Annotated in this window: 15 protein-coding genes, 2 tRNA genes and 1 pseudogene; 8 read left to right on the forward strand and 10 right to left on the reverse strand. The window is 58.1% G+C overall.

Annotation, left to right across the window (positions count from 1 at the left end):
- Positions 1-119: 119 nt before the first annotated feature.
- From NW838_RS11765 to rpsB, 5 genes and pseudogenes are all read right to left on the reverse strand, one after another.
- Positions 120-311, reverse strand: coding sequence for a hypothetical protein (locus tag NW838_RS11765; protein WP_414380595.1), 192 nt, complete (start codon positions 309-311; stop codon positions 120-122).
- A 26-nt stretch (positions 312-337) separates the two neighbouring features.
- Positions 338-1285 carry a tRNA epoxyqueuosine(34) reductase QueG gene (queG, locus tag NW838_RS11770; protein ID WP_414358044.1) on the reverse strand — a complete coding sequence of 316 codons (948 nt, stop codon included), beginning with the start codon at positions 1283-1285 and terminating at the stop codon, positions 338-340.
- Positions 1286-1341: 56 nt separating this feature from the next.
- Positions 1342-2757: an amidohydrolase gene (locus tag NW838_RS11775; RefSeq protein ID WP_414428087.1), complete on the reverse strand. Its 1416-nt coding sequence runs from the start codon at positions 2755-2757 to the stop codon at positions 1342-1344.
- 354 nt (positions 2758-3111) lie between these two features.
- Positions 3112-3756, reverse strand: a pseudogene (tsf, locus tag NW838_RS11780) (translation elongation factor Ts); the annotation flags it as partial.
- Positions 3757-3915: 159 nt separating this feature from the next.
- A complete protein-coding gene (gene rpsB, locus NW838_RS11785) occupies positions 3916-4710 on the reverse strand; it encodes a 30S ribosomal protein S2 (protein ID WP_414358039.1) in 795 nt (264 codons plus the stop codon).
- 290 nt (positions 4711-5000) lie between these two features.
- On the opposite strand from rpsB, the gene NW838_RS11790 reads away from it, so the two are divergent.
- Positions 5001-5074, forward strand: a tRNA-Pro gene (locus NW838_RS11790).
- Between the two features lie 227 nt (positions 5075-5301).
- On the opposite strand, the gene NW838_RS11795 is transcribed toward NW838_RS11790, so the two are convergent.
- On the reverse strand, positions 5302-7653 hold the full coding sequence (locus tag NW838_RS11795) for an AAA family ATPase (RefSeq protein ID WP_414428088.1): 2352 nt from the start codon (positions 7651-7653) through the stop codon (positions 5302-5304).
- 89 nt (positions 7654-7742) lie between these two features.
- On the opposite strand from NW838_RS11795, the gene NW838_RS11800 reads away from it, so the two are divergent.
- Positions 7743-8201, forward strand: a complete 459-nt coding sequence (locus NW838_RS11800) for a gamma-glutamylcyclotransferase family protein (protein WP_414342279.1) — start codon at positions 7743-7745, stop codon at positions 8199-8201.
- A gap of 408 nt (positions 8202-8609) precedes the next feature.
- On the opposite strand, the gene NW838_RS11805 is transcribed toward NW838_RS11800, so the two are convergent.
- Positions 8610-9791, reverse strand: a complete 1182-nt coding sequence (locus tag NW838_RS11805; RefSeq protein ID WP_414358032.1) for an aldo/keto reductase — start codon at positions 9789-9791, stop codon at positions 8610-8612.
- A 158-nt stretch (positions 9792-9949) separates the two neighbouring features.
- Positions 9950-10023, reverse strand: a tRNA-Asp gene (locus NW838_RS11810).
- A gap of 49 nt (positions 10024-10072) precedes the next feature.
- On the opposite strand from NW838_RS11810, the gene NW838_RS11815 reads away from it, so the two are divergent.
- Positions 10073-10576 (forward strand): hypothetical protein, encoded by a 504-nt coding sequence (locus NW838_RS11815; RefSeq protein ID WP_414342275.1) that lies wholly within the window; start codon positions 10073-10075, stop codon positions 10574-10576.
- 274 nt (positions 10577-10850) lie between these two features.
- Here NW838_RS11815 and NW838_RS11820 read toward each other — a convergent pair whose 3' ends face one another.
- Positions 10851-12512 (reverse strand): protein kinase domain-containing protein, encoded by a 1662-nt coding sequence (locus NW838_RS11820; protein ID WP_414428089.1) that lies wholly within the window; start codon positions 12510-12512, stop codon positions 10851-10853.
- A gap of 284 nt (positions 12513-12796) precedes the next feature.
- On the opposite strand from NW838_RS11820, the gene alaS reads away from it, so the two are divergent.
- Positions 12797-15451, forward strand: a complete 2655-nt coding sequence (gene alaS, locus NW838_RS11825) for an alanine--tRNA ligase (RefSeq protein WP_414428090.1) — start codon at positions 12797-12799, stop codon at positions 15449-15451.
- A gap of 147 nt (positions 15452-15598) precedes the next feature.
- Here alaS and dnaG read toward each other — a convergent pair whose 3' ends face one another.
- Positions 15599-17539, reverse strand: coding sequence for a DNA primase (gene dnaG / locus NW838_RS11830; RefSeq protein ID WP_414356617.1), 1941 nt, complete (start codon positions 17537-17539; stop codon positions 15599-15601).
- A 135-nt stretch (positions 17540-17674) separates the two neighbouring features.
- On the opposite strand from dnaG, the gene NW838_RS11835 reads away from it, so the two are divergent.
- From NW838_RS11835 to NW838_RS11850, 4 genes are all read left to right on the forward strand, one after another.
- Positions 17675-18016, forward strand: coding sequence for a c-type cytochrome (locus tag NW838_RS11835; protein ID WP_011433133.1), 342 nt, complete (start codon positions 17675-17677; stop codon positions 18014-18016).
- A 47-nt stretch (positions 18017-18063) separates the two neighbouring features.
- Entirely contained in the window at positions 18064-18363 is a 300-nt protein-coding gene (locus tag NW838_RS11840; RefSeq protein WP_414356619.1) for a hypothetical protein, read from the forward strand.
- A 62-nt stretch (positions 18364-18425) separates the two neighbouring features.
- The gene (locus NW838_RS11845; protein WP_414356620.1) at positions 18426-19019 is read left to right on the forward strand and encodes a YcnI family protein; all 594 of its coding nucleotides are present in this window, start codon (positions 18426-18428) and stop codon (positions 19017-19019) included.
- Between the two features lie 17 nt (positions 19020-19036).
- A partial coding sequence (locus NW838_RS11850; RefSeq protein WP_414428091.1) for a copper resistance protein CopC occupies positions 19037-19503 on the forward strand: 467 nt, incomplete at its 3' end.

The raw sequence follows: 19503 nt of genomic DNA on the forward strand, positions 1-19503 counted from the left end.
TGCGATCGCTTCTTTCCTGAACCATGTTCAGGAGAGTTCAGCGTGAATGTATCAGTGTCCTAATCTAGCTTGAAATGACCGTGTTTTAGGTGGGGCTACTGTGTTTGAGTCGATCCAGCTCAAACAAAGCGGTGGGTAAACTCCTGCACCAAGTCCACACGTCCTTTGCGCAAAACCGCTCCTACGAGAGCAAGACCATGGCGGCCCAGCACTGTGGCCTCAGAAAGAGGGTAGGGCATGTATGTTAGCTTGCGTCCCTGGCCCAGAGACAATAGCCCCACCATTTTCTGGCGCCGGCCTCGAGGCCGCAAGATCCTGCTAGGAAAGCGTATCCAAGTTAAGTAGAGGGGGCTTCCAAATCGTTGCTGCCAGCTGCAGAGCTGGAATTGCCTTCCAGGGCTGCTTGGGCGTTGCGGCGCAGGCGGTGGGCCTTGAGCCGGCGCAGGGCAGAGGCCGGAAACTTGTGGTCGAATTCCCGATCATCGATCCGGGCCAGCTCCTGGAGATCAGGGGCAACATTCCAAGAGTAGGGCTGAAAATCCGGGATCCGGCTGGGTTGGGCAAAGCGTTGGTTCCAAGGGCAGACCTCCTGGCAGATGTCACAGCCGGCCACCCAGTTGTGCAGGTTCTGGGCAATCTTGGCAGGGATCCGCTCGGCGTGGCTTTCTAGAGTGTGGTAGGCAACGCAGCGGCGGGAATCCACCACCCCTGGGCTGACGATGGCCTGCGTGGGGCAAGCCTCTAGGCAGCGGGTACAGGTGCCGCAGTGAGCGGTGTGGGGCTGGTCAGGGAGCAACGGCAGGGTGGTCAGGATCACTCCCAGAAACACCCAGGAGCCGTACTCGCGGGTGAGCAACAGGCTGTTTTTGCCGATCCAACCCAAGCCCGCCTGCATGGCCCAGGGCTTTTCCGCAACCGGGCCGGTATCCACGTAGAATCGACCCGTATGATTTGGGAACTGGGCTTGCATCCAGAGGTGGAGCTGCTTCAGCCGCCGTCCCAACACGCGGTGATAATCTCGCCCCCAAGCGTAGCGGGAGATCTTGCCCTTGCCGGGATCCTGGCTGTGGCGGATGGGGGTGTAGTAATTCAAAGCCACACAGACCAACGACTGCACCCCCGGCAGCACCTGCTTTGGATCCATTCGCCGGGGATCGGCCATCCAGGTCATGTCGGCGGCCATGCCCGCAGCCAGCCAAGCTTGCAGACCCCGCAAGTCGGGGGGATCCTCTGTGCTGGCAATGCCGACTTTGTCAAAACCCAGGGCCAGGGCCTGTCGTTTCACCTGCTCTGTGATGCTGGCCCGGTCTGCTTCTTCTGGCCACACAGGGACATCCAACGCTACTTTGGCAAGCCCATCACCCGACGATAACGAGCTTCCAGATGCTCTGCCTGCTGGGATCGGCGGAAGGGATCCCAGGAGCTACAAGCAAACAACTCCTGTCGCAGATTAGCCACATCCACCGTCGTTACGGCTCCGCCGGAGACCACCTGTTTTCCTCGCACCCAGACGCTGTGGACTGCCTGGGTAGGCCGGCCCAACACCAGCAGCCCAATGGGATCGGTACGGGGCAACAGCGACAGTTGGGTGAGATCGTACAGCACCAGATCCGCTTGCTTGCCCACTTCCAGGGATCCCATCTGATCCCCCAGGCCCAAGCCGATTGCCCCACCTCGGGCTGCCATCTCGATGCTCTCGCGGGGAGAAATCCAGTGGCGGTAGTCGGGATCGGTGATGTTGTGCAGGATGGTGCCGATTTTGATGGCCTCTAGCAAATCCTGCGAATCGTTGCTGGCGGATCCATCGCAGCCAAAGGCCACGTTCACCCCTGCCCGGCGGTATTTCAAGATGGGGGCAATGCCGCTGCCTAGGCGCAGGTTGCTCAAGGGGTTGTGAACAACCGTAGAGCCGGTACGGGCCAGGATTTCAATATCGGCATCGCTGAGCCAGACGCAGTGGGCCAAGGAAGTTTTCCGGTCTAGGTAGCCCAAGCGCTCCAGATGCTCCACAGCACTACAGCCGTACTTTTCCTGGGCCAACATCTGCTGGGCACGGGTTTCCAGCAGGTGAGCGTGGCGGGGTAGGTCATACTTCTGGCTTAACTCCGCACAGCCCTTGAACAGCTCGTCTGAGCACAGTTGGATCCCTGTGGGAGCCACCATGAGGGTAATGCCCTCTTCTGGCCGGTGAAAGCGCTGCACCGCCTCTTCCACAATGGCCAGCACCTCTGCTGTGGAGAGGGGATAGGTTTCCGGCTCCCGATCCCAAGAGGAGCTGCTGGGCAACCCCCGAGAGAGAGCCTGATCCTGGATCAAGGGGCCCACGAAGGCGCGGATCCCGACTTCTCGGTAGGCCCGTACCGCCGCCTCAATGGTGGCCAACTCTTGGCCTGGGATCAACACCAGATGATCCACCACCGAGGTGCCCCCCGTCAGCAGGGTTTCCACCGCCGTCCCCAGCGCGCTGAGATAGATTTTTTCCGGATCCGGCGGCGCATACTCGTGCAGTTGTGCCAGCCACAGCTCCAGCGGATAGGGCGGTATGATCCCTCGTTGCCACATTTCGGAAGAATGGGTGTGGGCATTGACAAAGCCCGGCAGCAAGAGTTGGTTACTGGCATCCAGTTCCAGGCTGTCTGCGCCCGTTGCGGGTAACCCTCTGCCTATGGCAGCAATCCGTTCCCCCTCGATTCGCACATCTGCGGTTTCGTAGCCGGTGGCGGTGGGAATTAACGCATTGCGCAAGATAAAACTCATGCCCGGGATCCAAAAAGGCCGTCTGCTACCTTAGCGTGCTGGAGTTAACCCTGCCAAGGCGGGAGGATCAGAACATTTGCATGCATAACCTAGCCTTTCCCCCAAGGGATACCCAAGCGTAGTGGTTATAGAACTGCCGACATAGAGGTGCCCACACTCTCCATAACGCAGTTTCAACGCCTCTGCACCGCCGACATGGCCCTACAGCTCAGCCTTGACCGGCTATTTCTTTTTCTTGGCGGAGCCTTTTTTGGCCGGCTTGCTCTCGGCAGCAGGGGCCGGTTCTGGGGCAGGTTCTTCAGGAGGAGCGGGTGGAGTCTCTTCCACTTTGGGGGCCTCTGCCGGCTTGAGACCGGCTTGAGCGGCAACCTCAGCAGCAAAATCCACTTCTTCTTTCTCGATCCCCTCTCCCAGGACAAAGCGCACAAACCGCCGCACCCGAATGTTTTCCCCCAGTTTGGCAATGTGCTGCTTGACCAATTCCTCCACCGTGATCGAGGAATCTTTAATAAAGGGTTGATCCAACAGGGATAACTCTTTCAGGCGCTTTTCGATGCGACCTTGCACGATCTTCTCGCGTATGTTCTCCGGCTTATTGGCCAGATCTTCTTTGCCCATTTCAATGGCTTTTTCCCGCTCCACCACTTCAGCAGGGATCTGGTCAACGCTGACGTATTCTACGTTTTGGCAGGCGGCAATCTGCTTGGCGATGTCTTGCACCAGTTTCTTAAAATCTTCGCTGCGGGCCACGAAGTCCGTCTCGCAGTTCACTTCCACCAACACCCCAATTCGATTGCCGAAGTGGATGTAGCTGTCAACTGCCCCCTCTGCCGCGACGCGACTGGCCTTTTTGGCTGCCCCTGCCAACCCTTTCTGTCGCAGCCAGGTGATGGCTTTCTCCATATCGCCACCGGAATCTTCCAGGGCTTTTTTGCAGTCCATCATGCCTGCGCCCGTCTTTTCGCGCAGCTCTTTGACCAGTTTGGCATCAATGCTCATGAGGGCTCCTCGAATGAAAGAACGGGAAGAATGTGGCGGGATATGAGTGAGAATGAGCGGGCTTCGGTAGAATTGTAAACCTAGATTTCAAGGATACACGCCTCTGGATATGGAACAGGCAGGGAAGTGCCCGGATTGCATGGGATCCCTGCCCTCGGTCTAGCCTTCCTCGGCTTCTCCTTCTTCTTCGTCCTCCATATCCTCCAGCATGTCGTCGTCCAGATCCATGGCCCCTTCGTAGTCGTACTCATCCTCTTCAACGGTGTCGAGCTGCCCATGCCGCCCTTCGTAGATGGCATCCGCCAACTTGCCTACAATCAGCTTAATCGCTCGAATGGCATCGTCGTTAGAGGGAATGAAGATATCGCTGAGATCGGGGTCGCAGTTGGTGTCCAGGAGTGAGATGATCGGGATGTTAAGCCTGATACATTCTTGAACGGCGTTGGCCTCCCGCCGCTGATCGACGATGATCACCGCATCGGGGAGCTTGCGCATCGTTTTAATGCCGCCTAAGTACTTTTCCAACCTGGCCAACTCTCGCCGCAGACGGCTGGCCTCTTGTTTGGGCAGGCGATCCAGAAGACCACTGCTCTCCATCTCCTCAATTTCTTTGAGGCGGTCGATGCGGGTTTTGATGGTGGCCCAGTTGGTGAGCATACCCCCCAACCAGCGCTGGTTGACATAGTAGCTGCCACAGCGACGAGCCTCTTGAGCGATGATCCCGGCAGCTTGCCGTTTGGTGCCCACAAACAGGAAGCGCCAACCCCTGTCAGCAGCATCCCGCACATACTCGTAGGCTTCGTTCAGATAGCGGGCCGTCTGCACCAAATCGATAATGTGGATGCCGTTCCGCTCGGTAAAGATGTAGGGCCGCATTTTCGGGTTCCAGCGGCTGGCCTTGTGGCCGAAGTGAACCCCTGCCTCCAACAGTTGAGGCAAACTGACTACGCTCATGAGTTTTTCCTCTCCTACGGGTTAGCCTCCGCCCGAACGGATCCCAGTTACGGCCTTCCCGCCGGTTACCTGCACAGAGCGCTCTACCCCCATTGGCAAGGAACTCAGGAGCTGTTGCAGCAAACCGCGAAAGGGCTGTAAGGACACCCGGTGGTTCAGGCGTGCGATTTCTTAACGGCTTAACTAAGCTAGCATGTTTTCCACGGGATCCCGCAGCTTGGGGTTAACTCTGGCCGCGATCCGATGCTAGACTAGCTAGGCACTTCATGGGCTTCTACCCGTAAGTGCGTCGGGGCGTAGCGCAGCTTGGTAGCGCACCACTTTGGGGTAGTGGGGGTCGTGGGTTCAAATCCCGCCGCTCCGATACTGAGTAATCAGGGGAGGGCTTGAGCCGGACAAAGCCCACTATGCCGGAAACTTTGAGGTACTTTGGCTCCGCTGTCAATCCCTTGCCATTGGCTCCGTTGATCGGCAGCCTTAAGAATCAGGTCACAAGCTTGGCCGGACAATATGGGATCCCGGTTTTACGGTGCTGGATCCCGATGCGGAGCCGACCTTGAACAACATGGGGTTTCGACGGATCTGGAGCGCTTAATCACGGCCCAGGATCCAGGCAATAAGGGGGGGATCCCTGTGGTCAAGATAATACCGAACGGCTTGGGTCAGGTCGATTTCCAGGTCGCGGTTTTGGATGTCGGTGATCATCCTGTGCATAAGCTCCAGATGGATGCGGTCGTCTTGGGTGAGCAGAGCATACTTGCCATTGGGGCTGTTGTTGAGGGCGGCCAAGGCCGCTTTGGTGGCGGTAGCCGTTTTGGAAGGAGGCTTGAGGCGGGCATCCCGCAGCAAGAGAAACTGAAGCTCAGGGTGAGCAATCACCAATTGGTTGAAGTTATTGAGCTGTCCATACATGCTGCTGGGACCCACTTGGATAAAGGCGATCACCCGCTTCTGGGCGGAGAAATAGAGGTGATCTAGAAGTTTGCGTTTGCCCAGCTTCAGGGTGCTCATGGGGACAGGATGGATCCCTTGTAGGGCATTGCCGATGGTGCGCAATTTGCCGATATCGGCTGTGCTGTCGATGATCGCCTCTTGGGGATAGGCGGCGCGGAGCTGAGCCTCAGTGGTGCGGAGATAGGGATCCAGCGTCTCAACAAGATCGGCAGATCGGCTGGGATCCCGAAGGGGTGGAGATAGAACGATGGAGGGGCCGTGGGCAGGCAGAAGGGGGATGAGCAGTTGTTTGAGGGTTTGCAGCTCAGTTTCGAGCCGCTGGACACGGGCGGCTAGATTGCTGGCAGTGGGTACAACTTGCACCTGGGGAGGGAGAGGGATCCCGTTGATGTAGTGGCGGTAGTAGGCTGAGGCTCGGTTGAGAATGGCGCGGATGGAGGGTTGGCTGAGGATATCGCTGAGGTCATCGGCGGTGAAGAGAGCTTGGAGGTGGATCCCTGAGGGCAGACGGGTTTGCAGAAGGGTTTGAAGCTGGGGAGCAGGTGGGGGATCCAGAGAGAGGACGGTTTGGGAGAGGCGATCGACGATAGCCCGGTCAAATTGGGTTTGGAAATGTTGCCAACGGTCGGGGAACAGATTGAGGATAAACAGACTGTTGGGGATACGGGTAAAAAGCTCTTTCAGGGCATCGCCCAAGTTGAGGAGGATATCTCGATTTTCTTCTCGGCCCAAAGCTTCCAATTGGTCAAAGACAATAATGAGAGGTCGGTCAAGCAGCGAAAGCCTGCCGATGACTTTCATCCCTTCTAGGGCAAAGGTGTTGCGATCCAGATCTGCACTCCAAGGGGGCAACCCAATCAAGTTGGTTTCTTCAGGATCCAGGTCGGTACCGCTGAGCCAGCGGATGATCTGGTGACGGCGGTTGGGATCCCTGTAGCTGCAGTATTTGATGATGCCCTTGAGAATGTTTTCGGTGGAACCGGTGAGAAAGTTTTGCTCTGCCCACCAGCGCAGAACCCGTTTTTCAATGGCTTGCCATTGTTGACGACGACGCTCGGTGCCTTCTGCTCCCAGGCAATGAAAGAGGTTGAGGGGATCCGCCGTGAGAAGGGAGAGAAACTCTTCAGTTTTTGAGGTTTGGGGGAAGGTTTTCAAGATTTCCACAAAGCTCTTGGCAATCAAGTAGTCGAGCTGGGTGTGGTGATGGGCATCTACCCGTTCGCGCAGGGATTCCAGGGTGTGGCTGTAGATGTGGTGGTAGATGTTGTCGGGATGGGTGGGCTGAGGGATAAACAGGAGACGGTTGTGGCGCAGGAGGTTTTGGGCCACCCGCATGATCAGGTGGGTCTTGCCGGATCCAGGTTCTCCCAGTAAGACAACCCCTCGGCTCTGGTGGTTGGGATCCCGTTGGATGTCCTGTAGGGTGGCAGTGAGCTGCTGGTACTGAGGCTGATAGATGGTGGTCTCGTCGGGATAATGCTGAAAGGGATTGTCAACTCTGCTGTTGGCGAAAGGATTGGGAACATTCTGGGCTTTGAGCTGAGCGTGGGTGAGGTGGCGATAGAGGTGGTAGGTAAAGAGGGCATCGTAGCTGGCGTCGTGGGCCAGTTTGGAGTTGAAATAGCCGCTCTCCAGTTGGATACTAAGATGTTTGCTAAGATACTCTAGACTGTAGCTGGGGAGGTTGGGGAAACATTCCTTGGCAGCTAGCCAAGTGCAAAAAACGGGGTTAGAAAGCCACTCTTGGTTAGCTTGCTCAAAGGCTTGTTTAAGGATTTTTAGGTCTTGCTCTGCGTGGTGGAAAACAAGAGTCTTGCCTTGTGCCAAGCGCCGCAGGTCAGCAACGATTTGGGCCAAAGGTTTGGGCTGGGGGTGGTGGGGCGAGTATTCTTGGGTGTAGGCATGGTAAATAAGCTTGCCGCTGCTGTCGATAAGGGCGATTTCTTTGAGGTTGGGGTTGCCCTCGGTGTCGATAACCAAGTAGCTCATGGAGGGGCGGGATCCCGTGATGCTAATGTGCTCAATATCTCAGTGTAACTCTGGGTAGGCGGGTTCACCCGACACCAAGGGAACTAGAGATGAGTGAGCAGTGGTATTTTGCATACGGAAGTAACCTAGATGCCCAGCAGATGGGACACCGTGCTGTTGATTTCAAGGAAGCTAGGCGTGCTCGTTTGCAGGGATACCGCCTTACGTTCAACAAGCGCGGCAACGATGGAACCGGCAAGGCCAACATTGTCCGGGATCCCTCTGGGGTTGTGTGGGGAGTTGCCTATCTGTGCAGCTCGGACAGGCTGGAGAGGATGGATCGGTATGAAGGAATTCCGGGAGGTCATTACCGTCGCCAGCAGGTTCAGGTTCGAAGCGATGAGGGTGAAGTGATCGAAGCAATGACTTACGTGGCGGGAGATTCATTCATTGATGATTCATTGATCCCAAGCGAGGGATATCTTCAAGGAATCTTGAAGGGGGCACGAGAGCATGGGCTTCCCCCCGACTACATTCATCAAATTGAAGCGATGGGGTTGGGTGGCTGAGAGCACTCTGTCCAAGGGGATTGAGGCTGCTGGCAAACAGGTTCCTGCCCCTGACCTTAAGATGGAGCCTCAAACCAGGTGGGTTGATCCCGAACGGTTTTGGCAGCGTCCAGATCCAAGAGAGTGCGGCCTATCCGATAAAAGTGACGGCACATCCGTTGGCAATCCGAAAGGTCGGCGACTGTTATCTCAATCACCTACAACCATGCCAAACAGGCCACAGTAAAAGGCTGGCCATCGCAATGGTACTCCTCTTGCGTCTACAGATGCGGTGGGGCTAGTGTTGCCAGACTCTCATCTAACTCAGTAACTGTTCTTGCAACACGGAGTTTCTCAATAAAACGATGTAGTCTTGAATCTCTTGCGGAAGCATTTTAATACCGTCAAACGGGGGGATCCCTGAGCAAGCTAGCTCTGAGATAGGCGCTTCACCTCAGCTCCAGAGAGCAGGCGATGGGCTTCTTGCAACAAAGCCGGGATCCGGTCGCGGTGGGGGCTGTGGATAAGATAAGGTCGCAGGGCTTCGGCATCCACTTTGTCTGCCCGCTGGCCGGGGAGCCAACTGCCGGCATTGCCCAACAGGTTGTAACGGCTCTTGGCATAGTCCACCAAGTCATAGGCCAAGACCAAATTGCGCAGCAGCAGAATGAACGGGATATTCACTTGTCCGGGGGTTTGGTCGTAGCGAGGCAGGCCCTGGTGCCAAGTTTTGGCGTAGTGTTCCCCCACCTGCTCGATCAAAGCTTGCTCTAGGCGGGCCAGGATCGGCGGCAACAGCTCATCAGCCCGATCCAACAGCTCCACCGCCCGCAGGTGCTCATCAAAATCGCTGGGTCGAGCTGCCCCAATGCTGAGGGTGTGAACCTGGGAATGGGACAGACAGAACAGGTCGTTGAAGACCATTGGGCTGAGAGGTTGGCACAGCTGCACCAGCTTGGCGGGCGGATCGTAAAGCCTGCCCCCCTTGTCTGAGGGACTGATGATGAATACCCCCATATCCTGCTGGGCGGCAGCCTCAATGGCGGGCCAGTTGGTTTGGTTGACAAAGTACCAGTGTAGGTTGACGTAATCAAAGCCCCCTGACCGTATGGCTTCCACGATCAACTCCGTCGGCCCATGGGTGGAGAAGCCGACAAAACGCACCCGCCCCTGCCGTACCAGGCGCTGACACACCTCCAGACACCCCCCTGGACGCAGGCTGTGCTCCAAGTCTTCCCAGGTATTCAACCCGTGGATGGCCAGCAGATCCACATAATCGAGGTTCAAGTAGCTCATCGATTGCTCGAACTTGGCCAGGAACTGCTGCGGGTCGGCGCTGGGGCCAATTTTCGTCTGCACAATCAGATCTTGCCGGGGAAAGAGCGGCAAAATGCGGCCCAACTGCATTTCAGAAGTGCCATAGCCGCGGGCAGTTTCGATGTGGTTGATGCCCACCTCCAAGGCCCGGCGAATCGTCGCCTCCAGGTTCTGCTGGCTTGCCGCTGGGATCCCTGACCAAGGAGTATCTTGCCAACTGTGTTGATAGCGCATGCCACCACAGCTCAGCACGGGCATAGACAGCTCGGTACGCCCAAATCTGCGATACTGCATGGTTTTTCCCCTGGACTAAGCCCCATTTTAGAGTGGCCCCACCGCCGAAGCTTAAACCCCAGGCCGACCGCGTTGCGCAGCAGTCTTCATCAGAAATCAGATCAGTCTGGAGATATGAGGCTGCAGGAGAGCGACTAAGCTAGAGTGTTTTAGGAGTACGGGGCTGACGGGGCTCGAACCCGCAACTTCCGCCGTGACAGGGCGGTGCTCTAACCAATTGAACTACAGCCCCAATCGCTGCGAATATCTATTCTGGATGTGGATGAGGATTGTTGTCAATCATGGTGGTTAGTTTGGCAGCACAGGCCGCAACCCTTGTGGATACTGCTCCCCAAAACGGGATCCCGACGGCGGCAATGCAACAGGTGGCGGATGTGCTCACCCAGGTGGCTCAACACCTGGATCACCTGCAATACACCACCTTGCGCTACCCCGATGGCGGCTGGCTGACGGTGCGGGTGGTCGAGGATCCTGCTGCTGGCGACTCATCCTCAGAGGGATCCCAGCCGACGACCCATCTGTGGATCCCGGCCTTCGGCCACCTGGAAGATGCCCACACCACGCTGGCAGAGCTTAAGGATCGAGCGCCGGAGCTGGAGACCGCTTCTTTTGGGGTCTTGGAGCTGTTGTTCTTGGCGTTGGGCCTTTCTCGGGCCGATGGTATTGTCTTTTACGACCAAGCTGGGGATCGGCAACAGGGCAAAACCGTAGCCTGCCGAGCTTTGATGGAACAGGTCAATCAATCGCTTCGCAGATGGGCCTCTCCACCCCCTTCGATGGCTTGATCTCTTGTTTATAGTCATCTCGATTCAAACCAGGACACTGTGCCCACACTAAGACGTCGGTCGCGTCTTCGCGTCAGCGTTGCGGAGCAATGGCATTGCGGGGCAATAATGCGGAGGGCCAGAAGGCTTTTCTAAGGACTCCGTCCCGCTGGCGCGAGCAGTAGCCCAGACGTCTCATCCTAACCTGAAACAACTATAAAACTATTAAAGATCTATAAAGTTAAAGATCGCAACGCAAAATTCCAGATCCGCCAGATCCGCAATCCGCCCTGCGTCAACTCAAGATGGCCCCCTGTCGGCGGGCAAACTTCCGCAGCTTCTCGTCCATCCGCGCCCCCCGTAGATCCGCTTTGCAAAAGTTGGTAAAGCGCTTGCTCTTTTCTTCTGGGTATCGAGCCAAACGAACCCCACCGGCCATCGACCAGATCACCGAGCTGGCCACCACCAAGGCGATCCCAGCCGCTCCTAACGCATAAACCAAATTGCCCGTGGTCAGGCGGACAAGCAAAAAGGCCAGGATCCCTGAGCCCAGCAGCCCCCCCAAGCCTGTCAGGATCCCTCCCAACGTCTTGGCCGATCCAGACAGTTGGATCAAAACCCGCAGCCAGTAGGGTTGAGGGGTGTTGAAGAGGATGCCGCGCAGATCCGCCCCCTGCAAGTTGGCCCCTGAGAAATCGGCCCCCCGCAGATCGGCCCGGCGCAAATCATAGCCGGCCAAGTTTTGGTTGGCAAAGGACTTTCCCCGCAGATCCGCTCCCGCCATGGAAGGGATCCGCGGTGGGGTGGCCGGCTTGATCCGTCCGCCGCCTGTGATGCTACTGGCTCGGCCCAGTTGGGTGAAACCGGTGGTGCTCCCCCACTCAGAGGGGATGGATACCGGGCTGCTGGCTGTCATTCCCCCTGCAGTGAACTGAGGTAGGGGTGTGGGCGAGAAACCACCCGAGCGGCGCTTGGCCCAGTAGCCGGAGATCACCGATGTGCTGGGATTGGCAGACAGGGGAGAGCTGGGCAACACAATCGGCTGAGAGATCGGGCCGCCTGCCTCTTCCACCGGGATCCCTTGCAACGCCCGCAAGACCTCGGTGGCGGTGGCAAAGCGCTGGTTGATGGCCGGCTGCAACATGCGGTGCAGAATGGCGTCGAATTCCGGGCTGAGCTGCAGGCAATCCGACCAATCCCACTGTCCCGTTTCATGGTTATAAAACTTGGCCGGAGATTCCAACGTCATCAAGTTGATGCAGGTGGCAGCCAAGGCATAGAGATCGCTAGAGGGACCGACCGCCTGGCCGGCTACTTGCTCCGGGGGAGAAAAGCCAAGGGAGCGGATTGCTGTCACTTCTGCCGCCTGCTCCTGGGCTGGCCCCAGTTCCTTTACGGCCCCAAAGTCGATCAGCACCAGCCGCTGATCCTCTTTGCGGCGAATGAGGTTGGCAGGTTTAATGTCTCGGTGAACCGTGTTTTGGCTGTGGACATAGCTGAGGATCAGCAGCACCTCCTGCATCACCTGCCGGGTTTGTTCTTCGGAAAAGGGCCCATTGCGACGCATTTCTTGGGAGAGGGTGGTGCCCTGGATAAATTCCTGCACCAAGTAGAACTTGCCGCCTTCCTGGAAGTGGGCGTAGAGCTTGGGGATCTGCGAATGTTCGCCCAGGCGCTCCAACACTTGGGCCTCGCGATTGAAGAGCTCCTCCGCCAGCTTGGCCAGTTGCGGGGATCCCTCGACCGGGCGCAACTGCTTGATCACCCGCCAAGGTTTGGAGGGCATGTCCTCATCCCGCGCCAAAAAGGTAGAGCCAAATCCCCCCTGGCCGATGCGCTTGAAGGCCCGGTAGCGATTGCGCAGCAGGAGGGGATGGCCACAAGAGGCACAGGTAGAAGCGTCCGCCGGGTTTTCCGGGTGCAAACAGGCAGGGTTAAGGCAGTAGCAGTTGGGCATACCAGTTTGGGGTTACCGGCTGGCGATCCGGACAACCGAGACGGAGCCAAGAAGTCGGCAGGCAAGTTGTGAGAGATACATACAGGTTAGACCAAGAAGAAACAAATCTTGCACAACTGCCTCAGATAGGCTGATCTTAGCGTCTGCCCGCCCTGAGGTTAATCGGACAAATCGCTTAGGTTTTCGGCGGATGGGGTTTGGTGGAACAGAGGAGAACAACAAGGGCTGGACTGCCCTGCAGAGGGAAAACTTAGAATTGATGAATACAGCCATCTTCGCCTGTCATGTTTCCAGCGCTTTCCGGTGCCGCCATTCGGCAAACTTTTCTGGACTTCTACGCTCAGCGGGGCCACCAGGTGTTGCCCAGCGCCTCCTTGGTGCCGGAAGATCCGACGGTGCTGCTGACCATTGCCGGCATGTTGCCCTTTAAGCCCATTTTCCTGGGGCAACGGGATCCGGAGTACCCACGGGTTACAACGGCCCAGAAATGTGTGCGCACCAACGACATCGAGAATGTGGGCCGAACGGCGCGCCACCACACCTTCTTCGAGATGCTGGGCAACTTCAGCTTTGGCGACTACTTCAAAAAGGAGGCCATTGCCTGGGCCTGGGAGCTGGTGACGGAGGTGTTCGGCCTGCCCCCGGAACGGCTGGTGGTGAGCGTCTTTCGCGAAGATGAGGAGGCTTTTGCCCTCTGGCGAGATGAGATAGGGATCCCGGCCCACCGCATCCAGCGCATGGGAGAGGCGGATAATTTCTGGGCTGCCGGCCCCACTGGCCCCTGTGGCCCTTGTTCTGAGATCTACTACGACTTCAAGCCAGAGCTGGGGGATGAGCGGATCGATTTGGAGGATGACTCCCGCTTTCTGGAGATCTACAACCTGGTGTTCATGGAGCTGAACCGGGATAGCGAAGGTCACCTGATGCCGCTGGCCAAGCAAAACATCGACACCGGCCTGGGGTTGGAGCGGTTGGCCCAAGTGTTGCAGGGGGTGCCCAACAACTACGAGACGGACTTGATCTTTCCCATCATTCAAACGGCGGCTGGGATCGCCGGGCTGAACTACTCCAAGGCCGACCCGGAGCAGCAGATCTCTCTGAAGGTGATCGGGGATCACGCGCGGGCAGTGATGCACTTGATTGCCGATGGGGTGCTCCCTTCCAATGTGGATCGGGGCTATGTGCTGCGGCGGCTGATCCGGCGAATGGTGCGCCACGGGCGATTGCTGGGGATTGGCGAGCCCTTCACCATCCCGGTAATCGAGACCGCGATTCAGTTGGCCGAGGCTGCCTATCCTCAGGTGCGGGAGCGAGAAACCCTGATCAAGACCGAGCTGCAACGGGAGGAAGAGCAGTTTCTCAAAACCCTGGAGCGGGGGGAACGGCTACTGCTGGATTTGTTTACTGCCGTCGAATCTTCCCGCCGTGACAGCAGCTCGCCAAAGCAGATCTCCGGCGCCGACGCCTTCAAGCTCTTCGATACCTACGGTTTTCCGCTGGAGCTAACCCAAGAAATTGCCCAGGAACACGGCTTCAGCGTGGATCTGGAGGGCTTTGAGCAAGAGATGGAGAAACAGCGGCAGCGGGCCCGCGCCGCCCACCAAACCATCGACCTCACAGCCCAGGGATCCCTGGACGAGTTGGCGGATTTCCTCAGCCAAACGGAGTTTTTGGGATACAGCCAATCTTCCGCCCGCGGCGTGGTCGAGGCCCTGTTGGTCGAGGGAAAATCGGTGCCCCAAGTGGAGGCAGGGCAAGCGGTGCAGATCGTTTTGGATCGCACGCCCTTCTACGCCGAGTCCGGCGGGCAAATTGGCGACCGGGGCTACCTCTCCGGGGATGGCCTGCTGGTGCGGATTGAAGATGTGCAAAAGCAAGGGGATCTGTTCGTTCACTTTGGCCGTGTGGAACGCGGGATCCTGCGGGTGGGGGATCCCGTCCAAGCCCAAATCGACCTGGCCTGTCGGCGGCGCGCCCAAGCTCACCACACCGCCACCCACCTGCTGCAGGCGGCCCTGAAAAGAATTGTCGATCCCTCGATTGGTCAGGCGGGATCCCTGGTGGCCTTTGACCGGCTGCGCTTTGATTTCACCCTATCCCGGCCAGTCACCCCTGAGGAGCTGGAACAGATCGAGAACTTGGTGAACACCTGGATCGCCGAGGCCCATGCTGCTCAGGTGGCGATCATGCCCCTGGCCGAAGCCAAAGCCAGAGGTGCCGTGGCCATGTTCGGGGAAAAATACGGCGCCGAGGTGCGGGTAATCGACTTTCCGGGGGTGTCGATGGAGCTGTGCGGTGGCACCCATGTCAACAACACCGCTGAGATTGGCCTGTTCAAGATCATCGCCGAGACTGGAGTGGCTGCCGGGATCCGCCGCATCGAGGCCGTGGCCGGGCCGGCTGTGCTGGAATACCTGAACGAACGGGACAGGGTGGTGCGGGAGCTGAGCGCCCAATTCAAAGCCAAGCCCCAGGAACTGCCGGAGCGGGTTGCCGCCCTACAGGCGGAGCTGAAAGCTGCTCAGAAGGAGCTGGAGGAGGTGCGCAGCCAGTTGACCTTGCTACAGGCCGAAGGTCTGCTGGCCCAGGCGGTTGCCGTCGGAGATCTTAAGGTGTTGGTGGCAGAACTGGGATCCACCACCCCTGAGGCCCTCAAAACCGCTGCCGAGCATCTGCTCCACAAGCTGGGGGAAGGGGCAGTGGTGCTGGGATCGGTGCCGGAAGCCGGCAAGGTCAGCCTGGTGGCTGCCTTTAGCCCTGCTGTGCAGCAACTTGGCCTGAAGGCGGGATCCTTCATCGGCGAGATTGCCAAACTCACCGGAGGGGGCGGCGGCGGACGGCCCAACTTGGCCCAAGCTGGGGGCAAACAGCCGGAGAAATTGGCAGAGGCTTTGCAGGTGGCCCGGGAGCGGTTGCAAGCGGAGCTGATCTCGCGCTAGGGGAGCGAAGCCCTTTTGAGCACCAACAGGCCGTCCATCAGCCACTACAGTCTGTTCAGTTTAGGGTGAGACACTCGGGCTATAGAGAGAAGCCTTCTGGCCGCGTATGGGGTTATGGGTTTAGTGTCCTAGTTTGAATCGAAATGACTATAAATCTTCGGCCAGTGGGGTTTCCGACATGTCTTCCAGGCTCAGTTGCACCTGCCGCTGCAGCGCCTGAATCGCTTGGTATTCCTGCTGGATGCTGGCCTGGTACTGGGCGGCCAGGGCAGTGTTGCCTTCGGAAAAGGCTTGATCCCACAGTTGGGTCCAGTAGCGGTAGCGCTTCTGGCGAATTTCCAGCTCCATGTTGGCAATGGCGGCCCGCACCACCATCCGTGGACGCATCAGGGCTACGCGGGTATTTTCGTCCAACCAGAGCAGATGGCTGAGGCGCTCGTTGAGCTGCTCATCTTGGGCACAGAGGGTGCGCAAAGCCGTCAGCAAAGTCTCTCCCCGGTCTTCCAGCTCCGGCTGAGCCGAGATCAGCTCCAAGATCCGCTGCCACAACTCGCGGTGGGGGCGAAAGCTAAATTGCAGCTCCCGCTCCAGCAAAGTTTGCCGAATTTCGCGGCGATACTCGCCAAAATGCAGAAAGATCTGCAAAAGATGGGACTCCGACTGCAAGAGTTTGGATCCCTTATTGAGGGAAGGTTGCCGGGGTTTGGCCCAGCGGTACTGCCGCACCGCTCGGCGCAGGTCTTCTTCCAAGTCTCGACTGAGGCGACCGTTGCCGCGGCTGAGCAATTCTGCCACTTTGTGCAAATACAAAGAGCGCCATTGTCCACCCAAACCGGCCAGCAGTTGCACAAGGGCTTGACGGGCCTGCTGAAAATCGGTGGCCCGGCTCAGATCCCGACCGGCCAGCACCTGTTCAATTCGCCAATCCAGCCACAGGGGAGCTTGCTCGATCAGGGTTTGCAGTTCAGAAACCGCTCGCGTCGGCGGGGCCGAGCTCTTGTACTCCCGCAAAAACTCGTCAGCATCTTTGCCCTCAGGAAGGGTGAGAATGCGCAGCTCAATTTCTCCGCGCCGCGCTTGTTCTTCAACGGCTTCAATGGCTCGGTTGGCGGCGTTCAAACCGGCCCGATCCGCATCAAAATTGAGGATCAGCCGCTTCGATTGGGTGTAGCGCAGCAGGATCTTCACCTGGTGGGGCGTCAAAGCGGTGCCCATAGCGGCTACGGCATAGGCAACCCCCGCCTGATGCAGGGCGATGACATCGAAGTAGCCTTCCACCACCAGGACTTGATCGGCCTTGGCAATGGCATCGCGGGCAAAGTTGAGGCCATAGACCACCTGGCTTTTGTTGAAGAGCTCTGTTTCTGGAGAGTTGAGGTACTTGGGCTGTCCTGACTCCCCCAAGGCTCTGCCGGCAAACCCGATCACCCGCCCCTGCACATCGAAAATGGGCAGCATGATCCGGTTGCGAAAGCGGTCGTAGTGGCCGGATCCCTGCTGGCGGGGAACCAGCAATCCAGCCTCTTCTAAAAGTTTGACCGGTTGGCGCTTGTGGTTGACCAAGTATTCGTAGAGAGATTGCCAGCCGGGGGGAGCAAAGCCGATTTGAAATTTTTGCAAAGTTTCTTCGCTCAGGTGGCGGCTGTGCAGGTACTGGCGGGCGGCGGATCCTAGCTGGGATCGGAGGGCATGCCGATAAAAATCGGCAGCCATGGCCAAAATCTCCAGCAGCTTTTCCCGGTGGGAGAGCTCCCGCTCATCAAGGGATCCCAAGGGCTGCGCCTCGGGATTGCGGGTGGGCAGAGGTATGTGGTATCGCCGCGCCAAGTGGCGCACGGCCTCAGCAAAGGAGAGATGCTCGGTCTGCATGACAAAGCGCAGCACATCTCCCCCTGCCCCGCAGGAGAAGCACTTGTAGATCTGCTTGCTGGGGCTGACCTGAAAACTGGGTTTGTGGTCGTTGTGGAAAGGGCAAAGCCCAACGAAGTTCTTTCCCTGCTTGCGCAGCACCACTTTTTCGGCCACCACTTCCACGAGGTCGGCCTTTTGGCGCACCAACTGAATGAAATCGGGGGGCAGACCGCTCATGGCTTCGGGGGAGCCTGACCTTATAGTAGCCGGGGGAAACTCGACAGGCTGTCTTTTGACCTGGCCCAACGGGCTTGGGATAATGGGCGGGCCTTAAAGGCTAGTTTTCGGTCAGTCCCTGAGATGAAAATGCGAATGATCAACCTTTTTATCGGGCTTTTGGTGGCAGTATTTGCCCTCTTTTTAGGCCCGCAAATGGCTTCTGCTGAGCCTGATTTGGCCTTGGGAGCCAAGGTCTTTCAGGCCAAATGTGTGGGTTGTCACTTGAACGGGCGCAACACTTTGGTGGCAGCGAAAAACCTTTCTCTGGCGGCTCTTCATGAGTACCACGTAGACACCCCTGAGCTGATCCAGGCCCAAGTGAGAAACGGCAAAGGGGCCATGCCGGCTTTTGCCAAGATTCTCAAGCCGGAGGAGATCGAGGCGGTGGCGGCCTACGTTTTGGATCGCGCTGAGCACAACTGGAGTAGAGGCTAGTGTCCAAAGAGAGGACTCAAGATCCAGCCCTGCTCCAGGGGAGACCAGTGGAGCGGCTGCCTCACGAGCAGGGATGTGAAGGGAAGGGATCCCGCCGCAAAATCTTGTCGGTTGGCGTGGGAGCCCATGGCTTGGTGGCGGTGGGCATTTCTGCCCATGGGGTAGTGGCCATCGGCGTGGTGACCCACGGCATCCTCTCCATTGGCCTAGTGGCTATGGGGGCGCTCTCCTTCGGGCTGGTGTCGATGGGTTTGGCCAGCGCCGGCCTGGTGTCGATGGGCCTCTCCAGTTGGGGACAGCACAGCATGAGCGTAACGGAATCCCACGGATCCCATCACCACCCCTAGGTTTTGACCAACAAACACTGCATTTTTCTCTTTCTCTACAGGCTTGTAAGGAGCATCTGCGAATGTTCAGTCTGCAAAGTTACTTGACCCTGGCCAAGAAATCTCTGCTGGCCCTGGGAATGAGTTTTTTACCCCTTTCCTCTGCCTGGGCCCATGTCACCGTCCATCCCAAAGAGGCCCCGGCGGGCAGCTTTGCCAAGCTCACCTTTCGGGTGCCCCATGGCTGCGATGGATCCCCGACCGTGCGCCTGCGGGTGCAGATTCCGGAGGGATTCGTCTCTGTGAAGCCGATGGTGCATCCCCTGTGGAAAATCGAGACGGTCAAAAAGCCGCTGGAGACCCCCTATGAGTCGCATGGGAAGATGATTACCGAAACGGTTGCCGAGGTGATCTGGAGCGGCGGCTCGCTGCCCGATGAGTTCATGGATGAGTTCAGCATCAGCCTCAAGCTGCCGAATCGCCCCGGTGAGGTCATCCCCATCCCAGTGATTCAGGAGTGCGAGCAGGGCATGTACCGCTGGATTCAGGTGGCTCAGCCTGGCGAGGATCCCAACAGTTTGCCGGAGCCGGCTCCGCTGCTGAAGCTGACAGGTGGAGACAGTGGACATGGGCACGGCCACGGGCATGGACATGGGCATGGTCACGGTACCCGCTAAGCGGTCTGCTTAGGAGCATGTTTCATCCCAAAAGGGGTTTTGCTTGGATTTGGTCTGGGATCCTCTGCGCCTTGCTGTGGGTGGCCGGGATCCAGCCCGCTTTTGCCCATGCCAGCTTGCTCTCCACCTTCCCAGAGGATGGGGCGGTGCTGCAGGAAGCGCCGACACAGGTGCGGCTGGTCTTCAATGAGCCGGTGCGGATCACGCAACTCCAGGTTTTGGGTAGCAGCGGACGGGCGCTAGCTTTGGAAAACGTGGTGAGCACCGGCAACGCGCCGCAGGGGGATCTGCCCCAGGAGATCCCAGAGGGAGTTTACATCGTCAGTTGGCGGGCCATTTCTGCCGATTCCCATCCGGTGAGTGGATCGTTTGCCTTCCAGGTGGGGGCAGCCGATCCTGGGCAATTGCAGGCGGCGAGGACAGCTCACGCCCAAGGAAGGGATCCCTTGTACTGGGCGGTGGTGGGGGTACGGTGGGGGATCTA

This window comes from Synechococcus sp. R55.2, from assembly GCF_047462075.1.
In the GTDB taxonomy this organism is placed as follows: Bacteria; Cyanobacteriota; Cyanobacteriia; order Thermostichales; family Thermostichaceae; genus Thermostichus.